25 protein-coding genes and 1 tRNA gene are annotated in these 20,105 nt (G+C 62.9%); 12 read left to right on the top strand and 14 right to left on the bottom strand.

What is annotated here, in order from left to right; all coding sequences use genetic code 11:
• Positions 1 to 48 precede the first annotated feature (48 nt).
• Positions 49 to 1,389, bottom strand: a complete 1,341-nt coding sequence (locus tag AC6I6L_RS07295) for an ABC transporter permease (protein WP_497917077.1) — start codon at positions 1,387 to 1,389, stop codon at positions 49 to 51.
• The gene (locus AC6I6L_RS07290; RefSeq protein ID WP_497917076.1) at positions 1,386 to 2,156 is read right to left on the bottom strand and encodes an ABC transporter ATP-binding protein; all 771 of its coding nucleotides are present in this window, start codon (positions 2,154 to 2,156) and stop codon (positions 1,386 to 1,388) included. The genes AC6I6L_RS07295 and AC6I6L_RS07290 overlap by 4 nt, the downstream gene beginning before the upstream one ends.
• Before the next feature lie 191 nt (positions 2,157 to 2,347).
• Between AC6I6L_RS07290 and rpiA the strand changes: the two genes are divergently transcribed.
• Entirely contained in the window at positions 2,348 to 3,055 is a 708-nt protein-coding gene (gene rpiA / locus AC6I6L_RS07285) for a ribose-5-phosphate isomerase RpiA (RefSeq protein WP_497917075.1), read from the top strand.
• A 70-nt stretch (positions 3,056 to 3,125) separates the two neighbouring features.
• Here rpiA and AC6I6L_RS07280 read toward each other — a convergent pair whose 3' ends face one another.
• The 3 genes from AC6I6L_RS07280 to AC6I6L_RS07270 all read right to left on the bottom strand — a co-directional run bounded on the left by AC6I6L_RS07280 (position 3,126) and on the right by AC6I6L_RS07270 (position 4,267).
• On the bottom strand, positions 3,126 to 3,374 hold the full coding sequence (locus AC6I6L_RS07280; RefSeq protein WP_497917074.1) for a hypothetical protein: 249 nt from the start codon (positions 3,372 to 3,374) through the stop codon (positions 3,126 to 3,128).
• A 105-nt stretch (positions 3,375 to 3,479) separates the two neighbouring features.
• Entirely contained in the window at positions 3,480 to 3,905 is a 426-nt protein-coding gene (locus tag AC6I6L_RS07275) for a hypothetical protein (protein ID WP_497917073.1), read from the bottom strand.
• A gap of 194 nt (positions 3,906 to 4,099) precedes the next feature.
• Positions 4,100 to 4,267, bottom strand: a complete 168-nt coding sequence (locus tag AC6I6L_RS07270) for a DUF1931 family protein (protein WP_006665251.1) — start codon at positions 4,265 to 4,267, stop codon at positions 4,100 to 4,102.
• 278 nt (positions 4,268 to 4,545) lie between these two features.
• Here AC6I6L_RS07270 and larB point away from each other — a divergent pair, with 278 nt between their 5' ends.
• From larB to AC6I6L_RS07255, 3 genes are all read left to right on the top strand, one after another.
• On the top strand, positions 4,546 to 5,304 hold the full coding sequence (gene larB / locus AC6I6L_RS07265) for a nickel pincer cofactor biosynthesis protein LarB (RefSeq protein WP_497917072.1): 759 nt from the start codon (positions 4,546 to 4,548) through the stop codon (positions 5,302 to 5,304).
• 156 nt (positions 5,305 to 5,460) lie between these two features.
• Entirely contained in the window at positions 5,461 to 5,610 is a 150-nt protein-coding gene (locus tag AC6I6L_RS07260; RefSeq protein WP_497917071.1) for a DUF7563 family protein, read from the top strand.
• A 74-nt stretch (positions 5,611 to 5,684) separates the two neighbouring features.
• Complete coding sequence (locus AC6I6L_RS07255) at positions 5,685 to 5,945, top strand: GIY-YIG nuclease family protein (protein ID WP_497917070.1); 261 nt, start codon at positions 5,685 to 5,687, stop codon at positions 5,943 to 5,945.
• A gap of 39 nt (positions 5,946 to 5,984) precedes the next feature.
• Here the strand turns inward: AC6I6L_RS07255 and AC6I6L_RS07250 are convergent, their stop codons facing one another.
• Positions 5,985 to 6,587 (bottom strand): NADPH-dependent FMN reductase, encoded by a 603-nt coding sequence (locus tag AC6I6L_RS07250; protein WP_497917069.1) that lies wholly within the window; start codon positions 6,585 to 6,587, stop codon positions 5,985 to 5,987.
• 188 nt (positions 6,588 to 6,775) lie between these two features.
• Between AC6I6L_RS07250 and AC6I6L_RS07245 the strand changes: the two genes are divergently transcribed.
• Both AC6I6L_RS07245 and AC6I6L_RS07240 read left to right on the top strand, forming a co-directional pair.
• Positions 6,776 to 8,173 carry a phosphoglucomutase/phosphomannomutase family protein gene (locus AC6I6L_RS07245; RefSeq protein ID WP_497917068.1) on the top strand — a complete coding sequence of 466 codons (1,398 nt, stop codon included), beginning with the start codon at positions 6,776 to 6,778 and terminating at the stop codon, positions 8,171 to 8,173.
• Between the two features lie 226 nt (positions 8,174 to 8,399).
• Positions 8,400 to 8,744 (top strand): DUF7344 domain-containing protein, encoded by a 345-nt coding sequence (locus tag AC6I6L_RS07240; protein WP_497917067.1) that lies wholly within the window; start codon positions 8,400 to 8,402, stop codon positions 8,742 to 8,744.
• Between the two features lie 7 nt (positions 8,745 to 8,751).
• On the opposite strand, the gene AC6I6L_RS07235 is transcribed toward AC6I6L_RS07240, so the two are convergent.
• A complete protein-coding gene (locus AC6I6L_RS07235; RefSeq protein ID WP_497917066.1) occupies positions 8,752 to 9,039 on the bottom strand; it encodes a HalOD1 output domain-containing protein in 288 nt (95 codons plus the stop codon).
• Between the two features lie 357 nt (positions 9,040 to 9,396).
• Here AC6I6L_RS07235 and AC6I6L_RS07230 point away from each other — a divergent pair, with 357 nt between their 5' ends.
• Positions 9,397 to 9,762, top strand: coding sequence for a hypothetical protein (locus tag AC6I6L_RS07230; protein ID WP_497917065.1), 366 nt, complete (start codon positions 9,397 to 9,399; stop codon positions 9,760 to 9,762).
• Between the two features lie 52 nt (positions 9,763 to 9,814).
• Here the strand turns inward: AC6I6L_RS07230 and AC6I6L_RS07225 are convergent, their stop codons facing one another.
• The 4 genes from AC6I6L_RS07225 to AC6I6L_RS07210 all read right to left on the bottom strand — a co-directional run bounded on the left by AC6I6L_RS07225 (position 9,815) and on the right by AC6I6L_RS07210 (position 12,446).
• Positions 9,815 to 10,789 carry a M48 family metalloprotease gene (locus AC6I6L_RS07225; RefSeq protein WP_497917064.1) on the bottom strand — a complete coding sequence of 325 codons (975 nt, stop codon included), beginning with the start codon at positions 10,787 to 10,789 and terminating at the stop codon, positions 9,815 to 9,817.
• Positions 10,790 to 10,878: 89 nt separating this feature from the next.
• Positions 10,879 to 11,547 carry a metallophosphoesterase family protein gene (locus tag AC6I6L_RS07220; RefSeq protein ID WP_497917063.1) on the bottom strand — a complete coding sequence of 223 codons (669 nt, stop codon included), beginning with the start codon at positions 11,545 to 11,547 and terminating at the stop codon, positions 10,879 to 10,881.
• A 57-nt stretch (positions 11,548 to 11,604) separates the two neighbouring features.
• Complete coding sequence (locus AC6I6L_RS07215; RefSeq protein ID WP_497917062.1) at positions 11,605 to 11,742, bottom strand: hypothetical protein; 138 nt, start codon at positions 11,740 to 11,742, stop codon at positions 11,605 to 11,607.
• A gap of 113 nt (positions 11,743 to 11,855) precedes the next feature.
• Positions 11,856 to 12,446, bottom strand: a complete 591-nt coding sequence (locus tag AC6I6L_RS07210; RefSeq protein WP_497917061.1) for an IMP cyclohydrolase — start codon at positions 12,444 to 12,446, stop codon at positions 11,856 to 11,858.
• Positions 12,447 to 12,576: 130 nt separating this feature from the next.
• Here AC6I6L_RS07210 and AC6I6L_RS07205 point away from each other — a divergent pair, with 130 nt between their 5' ends.
• The 3 genes from AC6I6L_RS07205 (at position 12,577) to AC6I6L_RS07195 (ending at position 14,528) form a co-directional block, all read left to right on the top strand.
• Positions 12,577 to 13,353, top strand: coding sequence for a homing endonuclease associated repeat-containing protein (locus AC6I6L_RS07205; protein ID WP_497917060.1), 777 nt, complete (start codon positions 12,577 to 12,579; stop codon positions 13,351 to 13,353).
• A 150-nt stretch (positions 13,354 to 13,503) separates the two neighbouring features.
• Positions 13,504 to 13,576 (top strand) — tRNA-Gln (locus tag AC6I6L_RS07200).
• Between the two features lie 130 nt (positions 13,577 to 13,706).
• Positions 13,707 to 14,528: a rhodanese-like domain-containing protein gene (locus AC6I6L_RS07195; RefSeq protein ID WP_497917059.1), complete on the top strand. Its 822-nt coding sequence runs from the start codon at positions 13,707 to 13,709 to the stop codon at positions 14,526 to 14,528.
• 68 nt (positions 14,529 to 14,596) lie between these two features.
• Here AC6I6L_RS07195 and AC6I6L_RS07190 read toward each other — a convergent pair whose 3' ends face one another.
• The 3 genes from AC6I6L_RS07190 to AC6I6L_RS07180 form a co-directional block, all read right to left on the bottom strand.
• Positions 14,597 to 15,931, bottom strand: coding sequence for an oxidoreductase (locus tag AC6I6L_RS07190; protein WP_497917058.1), 1,335 nt, complete (start codon positions 15,929 to 15,931; stop codon positions 14,597 to 14,599).
• A gap of 65 nt (positions 15,932 to 15,996) precedes the next feature.
• The gene (locus tag AC6I6L_RS07185) at positions 15,997 to 16,851 is read right to left on the bottom strand and encodes a sensor domain-containing protein (protein WP_497917057.1); all 855 of its coding nucleotides are present in this window, start codon (positions 16,849 to 16,851) and stop codon (positions 15,997 to 15,999) included.
• A 78-nt stretch (positions 16,852 to 16,929) separates the two neighbouring features.
• Positions 16,930 to 17,973 (bottom strand): NAD(P)-dependent alcohol dehydrogenase, encoded by a 1,044-nt coding sequence (locus AC6I6L_RS07180; protein WP_497917056.1) that lies wholly within the window; start codon positions 17,971 to 17,973, stop codon positions 16,930 to 16,932.
• 180 nt (positions 17,974 to 18,153) lie between these two features.
• On the opposite strand from AC6I6L_RS07180, the gene AC6I6L_RS07175 reads away from it, so the two are divergent.
• Both AC6I6L_RS07175 and AC6I6L_RS07170 read left to right on the top strand, forming a co-directional pair.
• Entirely contained in the window at positions 18,154 to 19,218 is a 1,065-nt protein-coding gene (locus tag AC6I6L_RS07175) for an amidohydrolase family protein (RefSeq protein ID WP_497917055.1), read from the top strand.
• Complete coding sequence (locus AC6I6L_RS07170; RefSeq protein ID WP_497917054.1) at positions 19,218 to 20,081, top strand: metal-sulfur cluster assembly factor; 864 nt, start codon at positions 19,218 to 19,220, stop codon at positions 20,079 to 20,081. Before AC6I6L_RS07175 ends, AC6I6L_RS07170 begins: the two co-directional genes overlap by 1 nt.
• Positions 20,082 to 20,105: the final 24 nt, after the last annotated feature.

Raw genomic sequence — 20,105 nt, 5'->3', positions numbered from 1 at the left:
GCGTTCACCGTTCCCGACCCGTCTCTCGCGCTTTCCTCTCTCGCCCGGTCACTCGTAGCGCAGCGCGTCGATCGGATCCGTTCGCGCCGCCCGCCAGGCCGGGTACAGCCCCGAGAGGACGCCGACGAGGATGCCGACGACGATCGCGATGGCGACGTACTCGTAGGGGTAGACCAGCGGCAGGTCGATGTACCACGCGCCGAGATAGCCCGCGAGGAGTCCGAGTCCCGTGCCGAGGATCGCGCCGATGAGTCCGAGGATCACCGCCTCAGCGAGGAAGAGACCGAGGATCTCTCGGTTCTGGGCTCCGATCGCTTTCATGATGCCGATCTCTCGAGTCCGTTCGGTGACGCTGACGAGCATGATGTTGGCGATGCCGATCGAGCCGACCAGCAGTGAGATCGCCGCGATTCCGACGATGAAGTTCTGGAGCAAATCCAGAACGTCCTCTAACTGCTGGAGGAGTTCCGCGCTCGTCTGGAGGGTAATCTCGAGTCCGGCCTCGTCCATGAGCGTCCCCGCATCAGACTCCTCGCTTTCGAGGTACGCGGTTGCGCTCTCGCGGGCCCGATCGACGTCCGCCTCGTCGGCCGATTCAGCCTCGACGACGATCGCCAGAAAGAGCGCGTCGTCGGTCCCGCCGTCGCCGGCGATTTCGTCGGATTCGACCCCGCCGATCGATCCGTTGTCGCCGTCGGCGGGTTGCCCGCCGCTTCCCGGTCCCAGAATCGGCCCGGCGGCCGCTTCGGTGTAGAACGGGTCGGTCGGCACGTACACCCGCGGCGACGGCTCGAACCCCTCGAACGGGCTCAGCCCCTCCGAGGAATCGGTGATCCCGACGACGGTCACTGTCGTCCGCTGACCTCCCTGCAGAACGATCGTCAGCTCGTCGCCGGTCGAGACGGGCTCTTCGAACTGGTTCGCGACGGCGGGGTTGATGACGGCTTCGCGTTCGCCCATCTCGAACTGACGACCCTCGTCGAGGGAACTCTCCCGAATATAGGTGGGTCCTGCAGCCACGAGCGCGTCGCTCTGTGGCGAGAGTTCGCCCTCGTAGGCGATCGCCTGCGTCGACAGCGGCATATAGCCGTACGCGGCGTCGACGCCGTCGCGATCCTCGACGGCCTCGAGATCGCTCCGGCTGAACACCGGCTGGGCCCCGGCGAGCGGCCCGCCCTCGGTGTCGGGCTCGGCGGCCCAGCCGTAGACGTTTCGCTGGTCGTCGGGACTGATGTCCCCGATGACACCCGCCTGCAGGCTCGCGCCCAGCGTGACGAAGGCGATCACCGCAGCGATCCCGATGACGATCCCGAGCGTCGTCAGCGCCGATCGAAGCTTGTGACCGCGAATAGAACGCCACGAGAGTCTGAGGCTCTCGGTCGGCTTCATCGAGTCGCTCCCCCGGCGTCCTCGTCGTCCGCGTGGTGACCCGCGGTTCGAGTCTCATCCTCGCCTCCCCCACCGCCGGCCAGCGATTCGATCCGTTCGATCGTCCCGTCGAGCAGGTGGACGATCCGCTCGGCCCGTTCGGCCACGTGGCGTTCGTGGGTGACGACGATCATCGTCGTGCCGGCGTCGTGAAACTCGCCGAAGAGATCGAGCACGTCCGTTTCGGTCTCGGTGTCGAGGTTACCGGAAGGTTCGTCGGCCAGCACGATCGCCGGATCGTTGACCAGCGCTCGGGCGAGTGCGACCCGCTGGCGCTGGCCGCCCGAGAGTTCGTTGGGCATGTGATCGACGCGATCCCCGAGACCGACCCGTTCGAGCAGGTCTCGGGCCCGGTCGCGGCGCTCGTCCCGATCGATTCCCCGGAACAGTTGGGGGAGGGCGACGTTCTCGAGGGCGTTCAGCCGGGGCATGAGGTTGAACGTCTGGAAGACGAAGCCGACTTCGGTGCCGCGGAGGGTGGTCCGTTCGCGGCCGTCGAGACTTCCGACGTTTCGGCCGCCGACGACGACCTCTCCCTCAGACGGGGTGTCGAGACAGCCGACGAGATTCATCAGCGTCGACTTGCCGGACCCACTGGGACCCATGATCGCGGTGTAGGAACCGCGAGGGATCTCGATGCTCACGCCGTCGAGTGCGTGGACCGGCTCACCGACCTGATAGGTTTTACGAACGTCCACAAGAGAGACTGCCGTCTCCGAACTCGCCATACCGGGGTGGTCCACAACCGGATTGAAAAAGGTTCACTGCAACGGAGTGGGTTCGTGCGCCTGGCGATCACCAGAACTGCCTGTTGTTGAGATTCGTCTGATTGTCTGGGACCTCCGCGACAGACAGGATTTTCGAGAACTCCCCACAAGGAGCTACAACGTTTTTGTTGTCGCCGCTCGCTGGTCGAATCATGAAAACTGCGGGCGGATCAGACGCGGCGAAACGCCGCGCCGGCGAACGCGCAGCCGAGACGGTCGAGGACGGCTTTGTCGTCGGCCTCGGAACGGGATCGACGACCGCCTACGCGATCGAGGCGATCGGGCGACGCGTCGACGACGGACTCTCCGTCCAGGGAATTCCCACCTCCTTCCAGTCCCGGCAACTCGCGTTGGAGACCGGGATTCCCCTGACGAGTCTCGACGCAGTCGATCGGGTCGACCTCGCGATCGACGGGGCCGACGCGGTCGTCGACGATCCCGACTCGGCCGCCCACGGGACGCTCATCAAAGGCGGCGGTGCGGCCCACACCCGCGAAAAGCTGGTCGATTCGACGGCCGATCGGTTCGTCGTCGTCGCCGATCCGTCGAAACTGACCGTCCGTCTCTCCCGGCCGGTACCGATCGAGGTGTTGCCGGATGCACACACCGTCGTCGCCGATCGCGTCGCCGAACTGGGCGGCGAGGCGACCCTCCGCAAGGCCGAGCGAAAGGACGGTCCCGTCGTCACCGACAGCGGGAATCTGGTGCTCGATTGTGCGTTCGGCGCGATCGACGACCCTGCCGGGACCGCTAGGCACCTCTCGGAGACGACGGGCGTCGTCGAACACGGCCTGTTTGTCGGTCTCGCGGATGCGACGTACGTCGGGACGTCCGACGGAGTCGAGACTCGGCAGTACTGAGGTGGTCGGACGACTGGTGGGGAGGTGTCGACGAATTGCAGTCCAATTGCAGTCGCAGGGATCGTACCGCTCAGAGCGATTCGCTGTACCCACAGGCCGGACAGGAGAGGTTTCCGCTCTTGACGATCATATACGACTGTTGGCAGTGAGCGCACGGACAGCCGATCGAGACGCCGGATTCGTTTGCAACCGCCCGCAGGGTTCGTTTCAGCTGGTGTTGTTGTCGCTCTATCACGTCCAGGCGCTCGGCCAGTACGGCGACTTCCGCGAGGGTCGGCTGTTGGCGTCGCTTCGGACCGTGAGTGGAACGTGGATGCATACCTCATCTACAACGAGCGCGAAGTTAACCGTCTCTATTAAGTACTTGTCGTGACAGGATGGTCGACTCTCCAGACCGGTGGCTCGTTGGCTCGGATCCTGACGCTCAGGGTTCCGATCGCTCGAACTGAGCGGTTTCGGTCTCTGTCGATCGCCAGGAGAGGGCGACGACGAGCAGGTAGAGGATCCCGAGCAACCGGGCTGCCGGTTCGACGCCCGGCCGCAACTCGAGGTCGTCGGTGTTCTCGTAGACGAGTTCCTGACTGAGCGTGATCAGCGGTTGCGGGACAACCGCAAGCACGAGGCCGGCGGTCCCGAGCAGGCCACCGACGAGCGTCGACCCGTTCTGGGGACGACCGCGAACGAGCAACCAGACGACCGTCAGTCCCTCCGCGCGTGCTCCCCAGAGCGCCCACGGACGACGCTCGGCCTCGTCCGGATTCGCGAGACCGATCCGTTCGCAGGCAGCGATAACCGGCTTCGGTTTGCAGATCTCGAACAGTCCGAACACGATCAACAGAGTTCGAAGCATTCCCTCCCTCCTACACCGGCACCCCTCAAAAATGCGACTGCGAGTTGCGATCGCTGTCGACGCAACTCCGTACGTTCGTGGTGCTGTTGGTACGGTTTCCGGACTCGCGTGTCCAAATGCAACTCGCGCGATCGATCGTCAGAACGCCGTCGCTACCTGAAACGAGTGCGATAAAAAACGTCGGGTGGCGTCCCTTACAGGTCGCGCGGCTGGACCGTCTTCCGGTCGTTCGCTTCCGCACGTCGGGCGGCGTCTGCGAGCAGCTCGTCGACTTCCTCGTCGAGTGCATCGTAGAAATCCGAGGCGACGTTCTTGTCATCGAGCGCTTCCTTCACGGCGGCTTTGACGATAAGGTCTGCCATACGATGTATTCGTTCCGCTTACCTCCATATAAATATTGTGGTTACACAGCGAAATACGGGGGCTGCAGCGCCCAATTCGTCCGTTTCGGACCGCGAAACCACCGGAAAGTATATGTCGGATAAACTTCGACGGTCGCGATCCTCCGTTCGATCCGGCGAAATCTGGCTCGCCCGCGCTCCTGCGGTGCTCGTGCGCGATTTGGCTCGATCGCTCGACGGACACCGATCGATCGAGTCGTGTCGACGGATTCGAGTACGTGCACTCCCCAGAACGGGACATGCGCGAACTCCTCGAGGCCGTTGCGGACGGATCGCTGTCGCCGGCCGAAGCCGAGGCCGAACTCGCGGGATACGTCACCGGCGACGCGGGCCGATTCGACGCGGCCAGAGACGACCGACGGGGCATTCCCGAGGGTATCTTCGCGGCGGGGAAGTCGGCCGACCAGGTCGTCGCACTCGCCGAAACCGCACTCGAGACGACCGACAGGGCGCTCTGTACTCGTGTCTCGGACCGACAGATAGAGGCGCTCGAATCGGCGCTCGCAGACTCCGTTCCGGAGGCGACCGTCGATCAGCGCGGCTCGACCGTTCACGTTCGGACCCCGGCGTACGATCCACCGTCGCTCGACGCGACGGTCGGAATCGCGACCGGCGGGACCGTCGACGCCCCGGTCGCGGACGAAGCCGAACTCGTCTGCGTCGACGCCGGGGTCTCTGTCGATCGAGTCGACGACGTCGGGGTCGCCGCGCTCGATCGAATTCTCGACCAGCTCGATCGGCTCCGGGAGGCGGACGTGCTCCTCGTCTGTGCCGGTCGAGAAGGCGCGCTGCCGACGGTCGTCGCCGGTCTCGTCGATACGCCCGTCATCGGAGTACCCGTCTCGAGCGGCTACGGCCGCGGCGGCGACGGCGAGGCGGCGCTCCTCGGAATGCTCCAGTCGTGTACGGTGTTGTCCGTCGTCAACGTCGACGCGGGCTTCGTCGCCGGCAGCCAGGCGGTTCTGATCGCCCGAGCGATCGACGCGGCGCGATCGTAGCGGGATGGACGACTCTGCCAGCCCATGTTCAGATCGGGCACCGTGAACGCAGGGTGAAAAAATCCTCTTGATACCGAAAAACCAAACGGTGTTTGGGAAAGCTCTTTTAAATATACACCGGGTAGAACTGAGTGCCGGCCTTGTGCCGGTGTACCCATGCCCACATGTGACCACTGCGGCGCGCACGTTTCCGAACGGTTTGCACGGGTCTTTGCCGATAAACACGGGAATATCTACGCGTGTACGAGCTGTTCGGCCAATGCGGGGATCGCAGAAGTTGCCAAAGAACGCGCCCGCGGTACCTGATCCCCGCGCCGTATCGCCCCCGACGACCACGCGTAACGAGTCGCTTTTGCCATCCCCGTCCCTACCGGCGATCGATGGCCGGATCCGTCGACGACCACGTCGTCTACGTCCTCGAGTGTGCCGACGGGACCTTTTATACCGGGTACACCACGGACCTCGACCGCCGGGTCGCAGAACACGACGCAGGCGACGGCGCGAAGTACACTCGCGGCCGGACGCCCGTCGAACTGCGCTACGCCGAAACCTTCGAGAGTCGATCGGCGGCCATGTCTCGCGAGTACGAAATCAAGCAACTGACACGGGCGGCGAAAGAGCAACTGATCGAGAGTGACTGATCCCGTCGGACACCCGCCGACCCGGGTCCCGTGATCGGATTAGTCGTCTGCGGCCGCTTCCGATCGCGGTGACCGCACGTCGGGGTCGATAAACGCGTACTCGGTGAGCATCCGTCCGAGCTTTTCGACGCGCTCTTGCAGAGCTGGGTCGCGAAACCGCCGGTCGTCGATCGCGTCCGGGTCGCCTTCGAATTTTCCCGAGGCGTCTCGAAGGCCGACCTGGTGGGGAAGCACCCAGCCGTGGACGCCCCGAACCGTAATTCGCAGGTGATCGAGCGTCGAGCCGTAGCTCCCGCCGCCGGCGGTCGCCAGCAGGCCGACGGTGGTGTCCTCGTACTCGTCCCAGCCGCAGTAGTCGTGGAAATTCTTCAGGGCACCCGAGTACGAACCGTGGTAGACCGGCGTGCCGAGTGCGACGGCGTCAGCCTCGCGGACCAGCCGTTTGACCTCGACGGCGTCACCCTGCTCGTCGTCGACGAGGTCGGGATCGTAAACCGGGAGGTCGAACTCGCGAAGGTCGAGTAATTGCGTGTCTGCGCCGGCGGCGTCGGCAACACCGAGAACGTACCGGAGCGCGGTTCGCGTGTAGCTTTCCTCGCGCATGCTGCCGCTGACAGCGAGAACGGAGGGGATATCGCTCATGTCTCCGATAGGCTACCGATTCGGAAAACGTCGCTGGTTGCACGTTTCGTCCGTGCTGGCTTTCGGCCAAACTCGTCCTGCCACCTCGCGCGAATCGATCCCGGTTGCGACTGTGGCCGAGAAAGAGAGCGCTTTCCGTTCGTGACCGACGGCGTCGGTTTTTTCGGTGCCGACGCTGAGACAGTCGTATGGACGCGATCTCGTTCGGTACCGACGGCTGGCGGGCGACGCTCGAGGAGTTCACCACACCACGCGTGCGAATGGTCGGGCAGGCGGTCGCCTCGTACCTCCGGGACGAGGGACTCGAGGGACCGATCGCGATCGGCTACGACGCTCGCGAGAGTTCCCCGGAATTCGCAGAGGAACTCACGCGCGTGCTCTGTGCGAACGGGTTCGACGTGCTCCTCCCCGAACGCGATCGGCCGACGCCGCTGTTCGCCCACGCGATCGTCGAGCGGAATCTGGCCGGCGCGCTCGTGCTCACGGCCTCGCACAACCCACCCGAGTACAACGGTGTGAAGTTCATTCCCGAAGACGGTGCGCCTGCACTTCCCGCGGTGACCGACGCGATCGCAGAGCGCCTTGCCGAACCCGATCCGCTTCCCGAGGACGAGCACGGGAAGGCCGAGACCGTCGACTTCGCCACCCCTCACGCCGACGCCGCGCTCGACCTCGTCGAGGCGATCACCGGCAGCGCCGATCTCTCGGAGTCGGGACTGACCATCGCCTACGACGCCATGCACGGCAGCGGCCGCGACACCACGGATGCGTTACTCGAGCGCGCGGGCGCGACGGTCGAGTGCCTGCGCTGTGAGCGCGACCCCGATTTCGGCGGCGGCGCACCCGAACCCGCACCCGAGAATCTCACGGCGCTCGTCGATCGCGTCACCGGCGACGATGCTGTCGACTTCGGCATCGCAAACGACGGCGACGCCGATCGGATCGCGATCGTCACGCCAGAGCGGGGCTTTCTCGACGAGAACCTCTTTTTCGCCGCGCTCTACGAGTACCTCCTCGAGTCGGATGCCGGCCCGGCGGTTCGGTCCGTCTCGACGACCTTCCTTATCGATCGCATCGCAAAAGCCCACGACGAGGTCGTCCACGAGGTTCCGGTCGGGTTCAAGTGGATCGCGAAGGCGATGGCCGACCACGACGCTCTGGTCGGCGGCGAGGAGTCGGGCGGCTTCACCGTCCGGGGCCACGTCCGCGAAAAAGACGGCGTCCTGCTCGCCCTGCTCGCGGCCGCGATGCACGCCGCCGACCCGATCGACGACCGGGTCGATCGACTCCTCGCGGAGTACGGCACCGTCGTCCAGGACAAGATCAGCGTAGCCTGCCCCGACGACGAGAAGGAGCGCGTGCTCGCGGATCTCGAAAGCGAGATTCCCGAGACGATCGCGGGAACCGCCGTCGAGGACGTGAACACGGCCGACGGGTTCAAGCTCCAGCTCGCGGACGGCTCGTGGGTGCTCGTCCGCCCCAGCGGAACCGAACCCGTGTTGCGAGTCTACGCCGAGGCAACCGATGAGGAGCGCGTCGGGCGGTTGCTCGGGGCCGTCGAGGGAGTGGTCGAGCCGCTGGTCTGAGGGGGTTCCTGATCGACTCTTTGTGCCCTCCAGTAGATAGTCGTGTGATTTTGTCATTCAGAATTGTACCTGACACTGGATCGATCGGTTCGGTAACTACGGGTGTGAACAGATCATGTATGAACGCCAATCTATCATCAAAATATCATTATCTAGTTACATTAATGTCTTTTACCGTACGGTGTCATGCGAAATCATATATGGTCGAAGTTCAACACTGACAATAATGGCAAGAGGTAACAAAAAAGTAGCAATGACTGTAGAAGAAATTTCTGATATTTTATCAATTTTGGGAAACTATACACGAAGAAACTTACTTCGATATTTAATCACGAACGAGGGAGATATATTCTCAACTGAAGAGATTGCCAATCATATAAATGCCTCTTTTTTTGGATACAAGAGTCAACCCGGATCCAGAAAAGAAATAATAGTAGATTTACACCACAACCATCTACCCAGGCTTAAAGAATTAGGCGTCGTAGAATACAAACCCGAATCAAAAGAAATCAGATATTGGGGTCATGATTTAGTTGAAGAGATATTAGAGACAGTTCCACACGGAAAGTGATTTTCTTTTATTCTGACTCCACGCCTGTAGATGATTGAAATTGGAAATCAGGTTCATCTTGAGTCGGGTTAACAGTTATCTGATCCGATCCCCGAACTGTAACCAGATATCCATAATATTCAAACTGAATATTGAGATTTGTATCTCTTTTTGAATAAGCACTAGACCCCAATTCGTCTAGGAGTTCTGGATCTATAACCGAATATAGCGGTACTTCAATCTCTGATGGGGCTACGTCTTCTTGTCGGGCTACCTCCATTATTATCTTATAACTTAGTGACTTACCTTCTACCATGAGTAGAACTACCAGTCATACTATTTAAAAGTCAGGTTATATCCTCGTTATTATATATTTATACACTTTTTACGGTCTATTATGACTATCCGTCGAAGACTGTGTTTTGATGCTACCAGATGAAAATCTGACAATCACAGACAATGCATTCGGTTCATCACCTCATACGAGTGTGGATTCGATGAAACCATCCTCTGTATTCAAGCATATAGTTTTAAAAGAGAATCAGGGAGTTATTTTCACTCCGGTAACTGTATCTGCTGTACTTACAACGAGTTTCACGCGCTACTCCGAAACCGCCCGCGGGTTGCACGTTCCGGGTCCGGTTTTACACACGTCTGCCCCGACCGATTCCGTATGAGCGGACGGAATCGCGAGGACGCCGCGTACACGGAACTCACGCCCGACGCGTGGCACCAGAACGACGAGGGTAACTACTACATCGACTGTCCGGAATGTGGTTCGGCAGCATCGCTGATGAACGTCGTGGCACACGGCCGGTGTAACGGCTATCTCGACCAGCGCGAGGACGAGACCGAACTCGACGAGGTCGCGTTCGACTGCACGGCGAAGCTCTGGTTCGAACTCGGCTACACATCGGATCCCGAAGACGAGACGAGCGACGACGCTCCCGGCGAGTCGAGTAGCGACGCCGAAACCGAAGAGGGCGTCGCGGCCGAGGGTTCACCGCCCGGAACGGACGGAACGGTAGACGAGGGGTAAGGGTCACGCATTTTCCGAGGCGGGAGTAACGCTTCTCGAGACGATCCACCGATCACTCCGAGCGCTGGGACTCTGCGAGCGACTCGAGCCGATCGGTCGTCGGCGGGTGCGTCTCGAAGAGCCAGCGTTCGAGGCGGTGGAGGCGCGTCTCGAGCCACCAGTAGGACGGTTCGACGTCGCCGTCGGGACCGAGCATGACCTTCTCGAGTTCCCGCGGTTCGAGCGGGAGGATCGACAGCGACGAGACGCCAGACACCTCGCGAAGGTCGCGGCGGGGCGTGTCGGCAATCTCGCGGTCGAGTCGCTCGAGCGCGCTGGCGAGTGCGGCCGGCGAGCCGGTCACCTCCGTTGCGGCGCGATCGGCGGCCAGTTCCCGGGTCCGGGAGAGCCTGGCAGTGACCGATCGGCCGACGATCCAGACGACGCTCGAGACGATTCCGAGTGGCACCGTCACGATCGCAGCCCAGCCAGGGTTTTCGATCGCCGCGATTCGCGACCGCAGTCCGTTCGCGACCACGACGGGCAACGAGACCACGGTCATCACCATCGCGTCGCGGTTAGCGACGTGGGCGAGCTCGTGGGCGATCACCGCCTCTCGCTCGTCATCGGAGAGCGCCTCGATCGTCCCGAGTGAGAGCACCAGGTGCGTGTCGTCGGGGCGAAACCCGACGACCAGCGCTTCCGGTGCGCGCCGATCCGAGACGGCGATCGTCGGGACGGGGACGCCGAGCTGGGCGGCGACCCGCGTCGTCGTCTCGTACAGTTCGGGTGCCGTCTCTTCGTCAACCCGGTGGGCGTCTGCGAGCCGTTCGATCGTCTCGAGCTGTCGGTGTTCGAGGTAGCCGATCGTCAGCAGCGTCGCGATAGTGACGACGGACGCGATGTGGACGGCTGCTTCGATACCGAACAGTTCCAGTAGGGCGTAGAAGACGACCCAGACCCCAGCGAGAAAACCGAGCGTAACGATCGCGAGGGAGCCGATCGCGAGACACATCTGAATCTGCAATCTGTGCGATCCGGAGGGCATACGCGATCTTTCGCCGGACTCGTCAAAAGTATTGAGTATCCCGCGATCCGGCCCGACCGATCGCTTGTAATGCGGTACACCATTCCCTCTCAGTTTCCGCGGACGAGTCGGCTCCCGATCCGATCGGGGAGGCCGGCGTCTCGAACCGCGTCCTGCACGGCGTCGATATCGTACGCGACCCGGTGGGTATCGACGGTCAGCGCGTCGAGGTCGACGACGGCGTAGGCCGCCCGCGGATCGCCATCCCGCGGCTGGCCGACGCTGCCCGGATTGACCACGATCCCGTCGCTGTACCGTTCGACGTGCTGGACGTGGGTGTGTCCGAGTACGAGCACGTCCTCCTCGCCGAGCAGCCGCGCCGAGAACTCTGCCGGGCGGGTGTACCGCGTGTACCGATCGGGATCGTCGGGGTGGCCGTGGACGAGTTTGAGCCGGCCGTCGAATTCGGTGCGCTCTACGGGCAGGTCCGCGAGCCACGCGAGTTGGTCCTCCGAGAGCTGGTCTCTCGCGTGTTCGACGCCCGCTTGCGCCATCGAGTTGAACCGAAACGGGGTATCCTCGACGACGGCGGCGTCGTGGTTTCCCATCACCGTCGGCACGTCCCGATCGCGGAGTTCGTCGACGCAGTCGGCGGGCCAGGGGTTGTAGCCGACGACGTCGCCGGCACAGACGAAGCCGTCGATCGCTGGCATGTCGTCGAGGACGGTTTCCAGCGCGACCCGGTTTCCGTGGACGTCAGAGATGAGCCCGATCTTCATACCGGGAGGTAACTGGTGCCAGCAGTATGTAGGTTGGGCGCGGGAGACGACGGCCGCTCACCGATCGGGTCCGTCGGCGCCTTCCGGGAAAAACCGCCGTAGTGCCAGCGTCGTGCCGAGATACGACGCGCCGACGACGGCGAGAACGGTCAGGATAGTCGTCACGACTGTCACGCTAAGCAGAATTTCGAGCATGCTTCCGTTACCGCGCTTGAATACAAAATCGTGCCGATGAGCAGACACAAAAGCCGCTGACGATCGGGGCGGACGCCCTCCGACGAGCACTGTATGACTGCCTGTTCGAGGCCTCAATCGCCGTTTTCGATCGCCGTCTCGAATCCGTCGTCGGTGCGGGCGACGCCGGCAGCACAGACTGCGTGCTCGAAGTCGTGGTCATAGACCTCGCTCGCTGCACCGGCTGCGGTTTCGGCGTCGAAATCGATCGGTTCGGGGGCGTTCGTTTCGTAGGTCGCCACGAGCGTCGGTTCGTCGACGGTTTCGACTAGCAGGGCGTCCTTTCGGACGGTGCCGATCAGCGCCTCGCCGTCGTCGTCGATCGTCGCAGCGATACGTGGCGTGTCGTAATCGTCTTTCTCGTAGTCCAGCGCGAGCAGGCTCTCGGCCAGCGCGTCCCGCGCGGGGTAGCCGAGTTCGAGTTTCTCCGCGATCGGGTCGACGTGCGAGCCGTTGCCGAAGGCGACGGTTTCGCCCGTCGGCGTCTCGACGACGCGCAAGCAGTTGTAGGCGACGTAGGGGTTGTCCGTCTCAGGGGCGTCCTCGGTCGGACCCACGGTAAGCGCCTCGTCTCGTTCGGTAATCTGCCGGTTCGGGAACGATCGCGACGACACCCGATACGCGCCGACGTCTGGACCGACGACGACGAATCGTCCAACGTACATACTCGCTGGTGCGCGAGAGAGGGGAAAAGGGGTGTCGGTTCGTGGCGAGTCGCGATCGGTCCGCCGTGAGTGGCTGTTCTGTACCAGATAGTGTCGGTGGTTTATATCAAATGCCGCGACGAAGTGGGGCGTGACAACGGAAGACGAGTGTATCGAGGCATTGCAGGTGGCAGCCGATCGGCTCAGCGAGTCACCGACGAAAGCACAGTACGAGGAACTCGGGTTGACTCCCGCTTCCGCGACGATAATTCGGACGATCGGTGGGTGGAACGAGGCGAAAACGCTGGCTGGACTGGAAACCTCTTATTCGAGAGGTGCCCGAGTCGGATCGAAACCGGATGATGTCGATCTTCCCGCGGAAACATCGTGGGACGAACTCTCAGTTGACCAGCGCTGGCATTACCGAAACACTGAGTGGAACGCGACACGAACCTTACGCCGCCGCTCTCGTCTTCGGTCATGGCTCAACGAGCAAAAACGGGAGCGCGGCTGTTCACGGTGTGATGTCGATACTGCAGCGTGTCTCGACTTCCACCACGTCGATGAAACAACGAAAGAGATGGCGATTGGTCGAATGGTCACGTTTGGATATGGGAAAGACGCGCTTCGGGACGAGATTGAAAAATGTGAGGTTCTGTGTGCCAACTGTCATCGGAGAATACATTATACCCCACCAAGCGAGCACCGCCGACACTGGGTCAACGAATACAAACGTGACGCTGGCTGCGACCGGTGTGGAGAAACGGATCCGGCCTGTCTGGATTTTCATCATACTACTGATGAGAAAGGGGCCACAGTAGCGAGACTCGTTGGTGATGGACGATCGAAGGCACGTCTTCGTACTGAAATCGATCGGTGCCGCGTTCTCTGTGCAAATTGCCATCGAAGAGAGCACCTCGATTCATAGCCCTCTGAAACACGCAGAATCTGGATTTACACTGAACTCGCCCCATCACTCTCACGAGTTCCGACCCGCAGTCGAGTTCGTAACACTCTAATACGAACACCAACTACGGATTGGTACGTCGTCGGTAACAGAGCCTGACGAAACATGTCAAGTCCATTAGGGTAGCGGCCAATCCTCCGAGCTTCTGGGGCTTGGGACGCTGGTTCGAATCCAGCATGGACTACTTCTTCCGCTTTTTCAACTCGAATATCTTCGGAGTGCCTGCTATCGATCTCCAGTCGAAACGAAGGGGTCTGGTGTCCGAATACCTCACACCAGAATTCATATTCAGGGTGACTCCGTACCACCACTCGATGAACCGACGACAGCTGTTTGCAGCGGGGGCGGCGGCGATCGGTACCACCGTCGCGGGATGTCTCGGTGGAGATGACACTGACACCGACGGAAATGGTGCCGAAGACGACGACAACGGCGGGGACGACGGTAACGACGGTGCCGACGGCAACGACGGCTACGGACCGGAACCCGACACGGTGCCAGCGGAGCGATCGATCGATACCGAGAGCTATGAAACGGCGTCGTTCGGCGGCGTCGACGTGCCCCTCGCGCCGCTCGAGGACGTGATCTACTGGTATCGACGACAGGAGGCACGGATCGTCGACGCGCGCGGCAGTCAGTCGTTCGAGGATTCGCGGATCACGGGGGCCGTCCTGAGCAGCGCTCCCGACGGGGTCGATCCCGATCCGGTCGCGGAGTGGTCGACGGACGATCGGATCGTCACCTACTGCGTCTGCCCGCACGCGATGGCCGGGCAACGCGCGGCCGCGTTGATCGACGCGGGCTACGAGCACGTCTACGCGCTCGACGAGGGATTCCAGGCGTGGGTCGACGCCGGCTATCCGATCGAGGGCGCGGCGGTCGACGGCGGGACTGCGAGCCTGCCGGCCTACGACGTTCGAGGGCGCTCCAGTCCGGCTGCCGCCGGCGAATACGTCGTCGTGCGCACGGTCGAGGGCGACCAGCGCGAGATGAGCGTCGTCGACGACGACGGCAGCTACGAACTGACGCTCCATTTCACCGGTCTCGACGAGGACTCGCTGCTCGCCGTCGAGGCACCCGATTACACCCGCGAACTGACGCTCGCGGAACTGACGAGCGATGTCGTCACCGCCTGACCGAGCGCGTTCTCGCTGACCCTGCGTGGCGATCCGCTCTTCCTCCCGATCGTTCGCCCCGACTCGACCTAGTCCCGATCGTACGCCCCGGCTCGATCGAGTTTTCCCCGTTCCCGGAGCACGCTCGGCGTCCGACAGATGCCGGGCGCGCCGGTGGCCTGCGGAACGGTGCAGTTGTTACAGCTCTCACAGAGGACGCGGCTCTCGCTGTCGGAATCGAGCAGCCGCGCACCGAGTCGCGGCTCGGCGTAGAACGGCCGGGCCATGCCGACGGCGTCGCAGGCGGGGTTGCCTGCGGGGCTGTAATCTCCGAGCAACCGATCGATCTCGCCGCGCTCTCGAATTCCGCCCTCCGCGAGAACGGGGATCGACACCGCCTCGCGAACCCGGCGGCAAAAGTCCTCGTTCCACGCGGGTTCGAAATCGTACTGCAGCGATTGGATGCGATTTCCGAGCGCGACCAGTCGCTTTCGCCCCGACCCGCCGAAGGCCGCATCGTATCCGTCCTGCAGCGCCTCGTTCGTCCACGCTCGATCGGGGTACTCGCCGCGGACGATACTCATGTCCCAGACGACGGAGGTCTGGACGGGAACCACCGCGTCGTAGCCGATTTTTTCGAGCCGGCGGGCGATCTCGACGCCGTCGGACAGGGAGAGCTTTCGGCGGACGAACGGCGACGGTGGCGCGGGCGTCTCCGCGGGCACCTTCGTCATCAGGGGCACGTCGCCGGCGCGATCGCGGATTTCGTCGTGGACCAGCGCCAGGAACTCGAGGCGGGCCTCGGGACTCCCGCCGAACTCGTCGTCGCGGTGGTTGTAAAACGGGGACAGGAACTGCTGGACGATACCCATGTTCGCCCCGGAGAGGTGGATCCCGTCGTAGCCCGCCTCGACGGCGTAGGCGGCCGATCGGCCGAAGTCCGCGGCCAGGTCGTAGACCTCCTCGGTGGTCATGACCTGTGGGTCGTAAGATAGGAAGCCGAGTCGATCGAGCGCTCGCAGTTGCCAGGGGGGTCGCGAGACGGCCAGCTGTTCCAGCTCTGGATTATCCCGGCGGTACTCGACGTGCCAGGTCTCCATGCTCCGTAGCCCGCCGTGTTCGAGCTGGATGAACAGGCGGCTCCCGTGGTCGTGGATGCGATCGGTGAGTCGCGACAGTCGGGAGACGAAACCGGGGTCGTGGATGCGGGTCATCCCCGGCGCGGCACAGCCGCCGTCGCAGCGGACGATCGTCGCCCCTTGACAGATGAGGCCGACGCCGGACGCGGCGGCGGGTTCGAGGTCGTCGATCAGCACGTCCACGGCGTCCGGGCCGTTTCCCGCACACTCCAGCAGGGGCGCACGGTAGAGCCGGTTCGGGACAGCCAGGCCGCCGATCTCGAACGGCTCTTCGAGGGTCGCCATGGCCGAAATTCGACGCGAGCGTACAAGAGCGTGGTGACGCTGTGCAGGCCGACCAGAAGTGCCGGTTATGGCGCCGGGCCGGCGGCCGACTCGTCGCGCTCCGTCGATCGGTCCTGTTCCGTGGGTGCGTCCTGTTCCGTCGGCCTGTTCTGTTCCGTGGGTGCGTCCTGTTCCGTCGGCCTGTTCTGTTCCGTGGGTGCGTCCTGTTCCGTCGGCCCGTTCTCTGCTGTCGACCCGCCTTGCGCTGTCGGTCCGTCCTGTTCCGCTGACCTGTCGAGCAGCGCGATCGCCATGCGTTCTGCGGTGTAGGCGAACACGTTCGAGACGTGGAGGGCGACGATCGCGACGATCGCACCTACGGCGAGCGCGAGCAGTGCCTCCGGAAAGCTCTCGATCGACCAGACGATCGGCTGGTCGTTGACAGTGATGAGTTCCTCCTCGTGGGGGTATCGTATCGGTGCGACGGCGAGCGAAATCGCGCTCACCAACACGATCAGTACCATGAGTGCGACGAAACTGAACCAGAACTTCATCATGAGAAACCCGAGGCCGCGCCAGGTCGAGGCCGCCTCGAGATATCGTTCGAGCGACTCCAGGGGACCGGTCGCGGCGGACGATCGAACGTCGTCGGGCGCGTCGAGGTCGACGCGCAAAAGCGCGTTCGCGAGCTGGCGTTCGACGCCCGCGAGGAGCCGGGAGCCGAGGACAGTGACGAGCAAGAGACCGAGTCCGACCAGGAACACCGAGAGGAACACGCCGAAGCCGAACCCGACCAGAAACACCGTCCAGTAGACCATTCCGAGCGGAATCGCCACCAGCAGATAACAGAGGTTTTTGTACGTCTGACGAGCGGCGACGACGCCGACGAACGACCCGATCGAGTGGCCGGCGAGACGACTCCTACTGGTTGGCGGTGCCATCCTGTCCCCATCCTCGTCGCGGGGGCACAAAACGGGGTGTGGGCAGTTACAGGTCGAGAAAGTGCCCAGCAGTCCGTTTCAGGGCGGAAGCACGACTGCTCGGCCTTCGATCTCGTTGTGTTCGAGTCGTTCCGCGACCGTGTTGATCTCCTCTAGATCGTGGCGCTCGGTGTGTAACTCGACCGCGCCGCGATCGACGAGCGAGACGAGTTCCTGGAGTTCGGCGTACTTGCCGACCAGGGTCCCTCTGAAGGCGAACTCGCCGTTGACCAGCGCCTGACTGGGTTCGTGAATGTGGCCGCCGTAGCCGACGATGTGGTGGTCCCCGCCGGCGGCGACGATCTCGGGTGCCAGTGCAGTGGTCTCGTCCCGGCCGACGAAGTCGACGACTTGCTGGGCCCCCACGTCGTCGGTCAGATCCGCGATGACCGCCGCGAGGTCCTCCTCGGCGGAATTGATCGTGTGGCGAGCGCCAAGCTCTGTTGCGAGTTCGAGCGCCTCGTCCTTGATGTCGACGGCGATGATGTCCGCGGCGCTCATCGCCTCGAGACACTGGAGTCCGATGTGGCCGAGGCCGCCGACGCCGATGACGACGCTGGTATCGCCGGGGTTCAGTTCGGCAACCGCCTTCTTGACGGCGTGATAGGCCGTAATTCCCGCGTCGGCGTGGGGGGCGATCTCGGTCGGATCGACGCCCTCGGGGAGCGGGATGACCGCTCGCTCGTTCGTCCGGAGGTACTCCGCGAAGCCGCCGTCCGTGGTGAGACCGTTGAACGCGCTGTTCTCGCAGTACATGTCCTCGCCGAGTCGACACGGCCGGCAGATGCCACAGGTCTGGACGGGATGGCAGACCACCGGATCGCCCTCTTCGACCAGCGTCACCTCCTCGCCGACCGCAGCGACGATGCCGGCGTTTTCGTGGCCGAGTGTCATCGGCAGGTCCTGTGGCGCGTATTGCTCCCACATTCCCTCGATAATGTGATTGTCGGTCTGACACCAGCCCGCACCCTCGACCTCGACGAGGACGCCGTCGGAACTGTCGATATCCGGCCGATCGATCTCGTCGATCGACAGCGCCTCGCTCATGTCCTCGGTATACTCGTGGAGTCTAGCTGCTTGCATGGTAGCGTGTAACACATCACCGTCCTCGGTGAAAACTGTCCCCCGAACCGTCAGTTTCGATGATTTTCTACCAGCACAATATCAGTCGGGAGAACGTTCCTGTGGGGAGTTCACCGTGGATGGACACTCTGATTTCTCTGAAAAACTATGATGTGTGCTGTTATCGAATACCACAGTGGAATGTATCACCAACATGGCGAGGACGTGTTCGTGATCGACGCGCACGTTCACCTCTGGGACGCGCGAGAGGAGAACATCACCCACGACGGCGGGGAGGAGTTCATCCAGTGTTTTTACGACTATCACACGACGTTCACGCCGGAAGACCGACAGTGGGACATCGACGAGTATCGCTACTACGGGACCGATCGGATGCTCGATGACATGTTCGCTAACGCGGCCGCCGACATGGGCATCTTCCAGCCGACGTACCTGACCGACTTCTACGATGAGGGGTTCAACACGACTCACCAGAACGCCCAACTGGCGACCGAGTATCCGGAGCGATTCGTCCTCAACGGGACGTTCGATCCGCGCGACGGCGACGAGGGCATCGAGTACCTCGAGGAACTCCACGAGACGTACGACATTTCGGGGGTCAAGCTCTACACCGCCGAGTGGCGCGGCGAGTCGAAGGGATGGCGACTCGACGACGAGGAGGCGTTCCGGTTCTTAGAGAAGTGCCAGGAACTCGGTATCGAGAACGTCCATCCGCACAAAGGGCCGACGATTCGACCGCTGAACCGCGACGCCTTCGACGTGAAAGACGTCGACGACGCCGCGTCGTCGTTCCCCGAACTCAACTTCGTCGTCGAACACGTCGGCCTGCCGCGACTCGACGACTTCTGCTGGATCGCCGCCCAGGAGCCCAACGTCTACGGCGGCCTCGCGGTCGCCGCTCCCTTCGCCCAGAACCGGCCGGGTAAGTTCTCCGAGATCCTCTCGGAACTGCTCTGGTGGCTCGGCGAGGATCGCGTGCTGTTCGGCTCGGATTACGCGATCTGGAACCCCGACTGGCTCGTCGAGGAGGTCATGGAAGCAGAACTCACGCCGGAACACCGCGCGGAGTACGGCGTCGAGTGGGATCTCGAGACGAAACGGAAGGTTATGGGCGAGAACGCCGCCGAACTCTACGACATTGACATCGACGCCAAGCGAGAGGCGTTCGAAGAGGACGAGATCAGCCAGCGGTTCGGCCTCGGTGACCACTACGCGAGTGAGGAACCGGCGGCCGCGGACGATTGATGTCTCGTTCCGACCCCGAGGACGGTACCCCGGTTGCCGAGTCTCAGTCGACCAGCACCGAGGGCCCGGACCGAGCGACCGTCCGCGATCGACTCGATCGCGTCACCGACCCCGAACTCGATCGCTCGATCGTCGAACTCGAGTACATCGATTCGATCGAGATCGACGGCGACCGGGTCACCGTCCGGTTCACCCTGCCGACGGCGTGGTGCTCACCCGCCTTCGCGTGGATGATGGCGATCGACGCCCGCGACGAACTCGAGGCGTTGCCGAGTGTCGAGAACGCGCGGATCGTCCTGCAGGAGCATCTCCACGAGGCGGAGATCACCCGCGGCGTGAATCGAGGCCAGTCGTTCGCGGAGGCGTTCCCCGACGCCGACGGCGACGTCTCGGCCGTCCGGACGGAACTCGACGAAAAAGCCCGCGTCGCACGCCAGTACGAGGCCGTCGAGGCGCTGCTCGAGGCCGGACTGGACCCCGAGACGATCGTTTCGCTCACCTCGGCGGACCTCGAGCGATCGGCCGCCGATCGACCCTCCGGAACCGAGACGGCGGACGAACGCGTCCGGGAAGCCGAAACCGAACGGCTGTCGATCTACGTTCAGAACCGCGCGATCGTGGTCTCGGTTCCCACAGCCCCGGTCGATCGCTACCTCGAAAAGGCACGACAGACGGGTGTCGTCTCGGACCCCGACGATGTCCTGTTCCGGACGCCGGAGGGGGAGCCGATCGACGTCGACGCCTTCGAAATCGTCCACCGGCGCGGGCGACTTGCACAGGTCAACATGTCCAGTCAGGGCGGGATCTGCGAGGGGTTACAGGCGGCCAGAGAGCGACGCGTCGAGGGGACAGGCGACGACTAAGACGATCGGATCGAGGACCGTCGA

The sequence above is a fragment of the Halosolutus sp. DAT137 genome (genome assembly GCF_059736405.1).
The sequence above is the reverse complement of the archived record's forward strand: the minus strand, read 5'-3'. Positions and strand labels throughout refer to the sequence as shown.

Excerpts from the sequence above, each read along its gene's own strand:
- AC6I6L_RS07295 (WP_497917077.1), bottom strand. The coding sequence starts at position 1,389 with ATGAAGCCGACCGAGAGCCTCAGACTCTCGTGGCGTTCTATTCGCGGT.
- AC6I6L_RS07290 (WP_497917076.1), bottom strand. The coding sequence starts at position 2,156 with ATGGCGAGTTCGGAGACGGCAGTCTCTCTTGTGGACGTTCGTAAAACC.
- rpiA (WP_497917075.1), top strand. The coding sequence starts at position 2,348 with ATGAAAACTGCGGGCGGATCAGACGCGGCGAAACGCCGCGCCGGCGAA.
- AC6I6L_RS07280 (WP_497917074.1), bottom strand. The coding sequence starts at position 3,374 with ATGCATCCACGTTCCACTCACGGTCCGAAGCGACGCCAACAGCCGACC.
- AC6I6L_RS07275 (WP_497917073.1), bottom strand. The coding sequence starts at position 3,905 with ATGCTTCGAACTCTGTTGATCGTGTTCGGACTGTTCGAGATCTGCAAA.
- AC6I6L_RS07270 (WP_006665251.1), bottom strand. The coding sequence starts at position 4,267 with ATGGCAGACCTTATCGTCAAAGCCGCCGTGAAGGAAGCGCTCGATGAC.
- larB (WP_497917072.1), top strand. The coding sequence starts at position 4,546 with ATGCGCGAACTCCTCGAGGCCGTTGCGGACGGATCGCTGTCGCCGGCC.
- AC6I6L_RS07260 (WP_497917071.1), top strand. The coding sequence starts at position 5,461 with ATGCCCACATGTGACCACTGCGGCGCGCACGTTTCCGAACGGTTTGCA.
- AC6I6L_RS07255 (WP_497917070.1), top strand. The coding sequence starts at position 5,685 with ATGGCCGGATCCGTCGACGACCACGTCGTCTACGTCCTCGAGTGTGCC.
- AC6I6L_RS07250 (WP_497917069.1), bottom strand. The coding sequence starts at position 6,587 with ATGAGCGATATCCCCTCCGTTCTCGCTGTCAGCGGCAGCATGCGCGAG.
- AC6I6L_RS07245 (WP_497917068.1), top strand. The coding sequence starts at position 6,776 with ATGGACGCGATCTCGTTCGGTACCGACGGCTGGCGGGCGACGCTCGAG.
- AC6I6L_RS07240 (WP_497917067.1), top strand. The coding sequence starts at position 8,400 with ATGGCAAGAGGTAACAAAAAAGTAGCAATGACTGTAGAAGAAATTTCT.
- AC6I6L_RS07235 (WP_497917066.1), bottom strand. The coding sequence starts at position 9,039 with ATGGTAGAAGGTAAGTCACTAAGTTATAAGATAATAATGGAGGTAGCC.
- AC6I6L_RS07230 (WP_497917065.1), top strand. The coding sequence starts at position 9,397 with ATGAGCGGACGGAATCGCGAGGACGCCGCGTACACGGAACTCACGCCC.
- AC6I6L_RS07225 (WP_497917064.1), bottom strand. The coding sequence starts at position 10,789 with ATGCCCTCCGGATCGCACAGATTGCAGATTCAGATGTGTCTCGCGATC.
- AC6I6L_RS07220 (WP_497917063.1), bottom strand. The coding sequence starts at position 11,547 with ATGAAGATCGGGCTCATCTCTGACGTCCACGGAAACCGGGTCGCGCTG.
- AC6I6L_RS07215 (WP_497917062.1), bottom strand. The coding sequence starts at position 11,742 with ATGCTCGAAATTCTGCTTAGCGTGACAGTCGTGACGACTATCCTGACC.
- AC6I6L_RS07210 (WP_497917061.1), bottom strand. The coding sequence starts at position 12,446 with ATGTACGTTGGACGATTCGTCGTCGTCGGTCCAGACGTCGGCGCGTAT.
- AC6I6L_RS07195 (WP_497917059.1), top strand. The coding sequence starts at position 13,707 with ATGAACCGACGACAGCTGTTTGCAGCGGGGGCGGCGGCGATCGGTACC.
- AC6I6L_RS07190 (WP_497917058.1), bottom strand. The coding sequence starts at position 15,931 with ATGGCGACCCTCGAAGAGCCGTTCGAGATCGGCGGCCTGGCTGTCCCG.
- AC6I6L_RS07185 (WP_497917057.1), bottom strand. The coding sequence starts at position 16,851 with ATGGCACCGCCAACCAGTAGGAGTCGTCTCGCCGGCCACTCGATCGGG.
- AC6I6L_RS07180 (WP_497917056.1), bottom strand. The coding sequence starts at position 17,973 with ATGCAAGCAGCTAGACTCCACGAGTATACCGAGGACATGAGCGAGGCG.
- AC6I6L_RS07175 (WP_497917055.1), top strand. The coding sequence starts at position 18,154 with ATGTATCACCAACATGGCGAGGACGTGTTCGTGATCGACGCGCACGTT.
- AC6I6L_RS07170 (WP_497917054.1), top strand. The coding sequence starts at position 19,218 with ATGTCTCGTTCCGACCCCGAGGACGGTACCCCGGTTGCCGAGTCTCAG.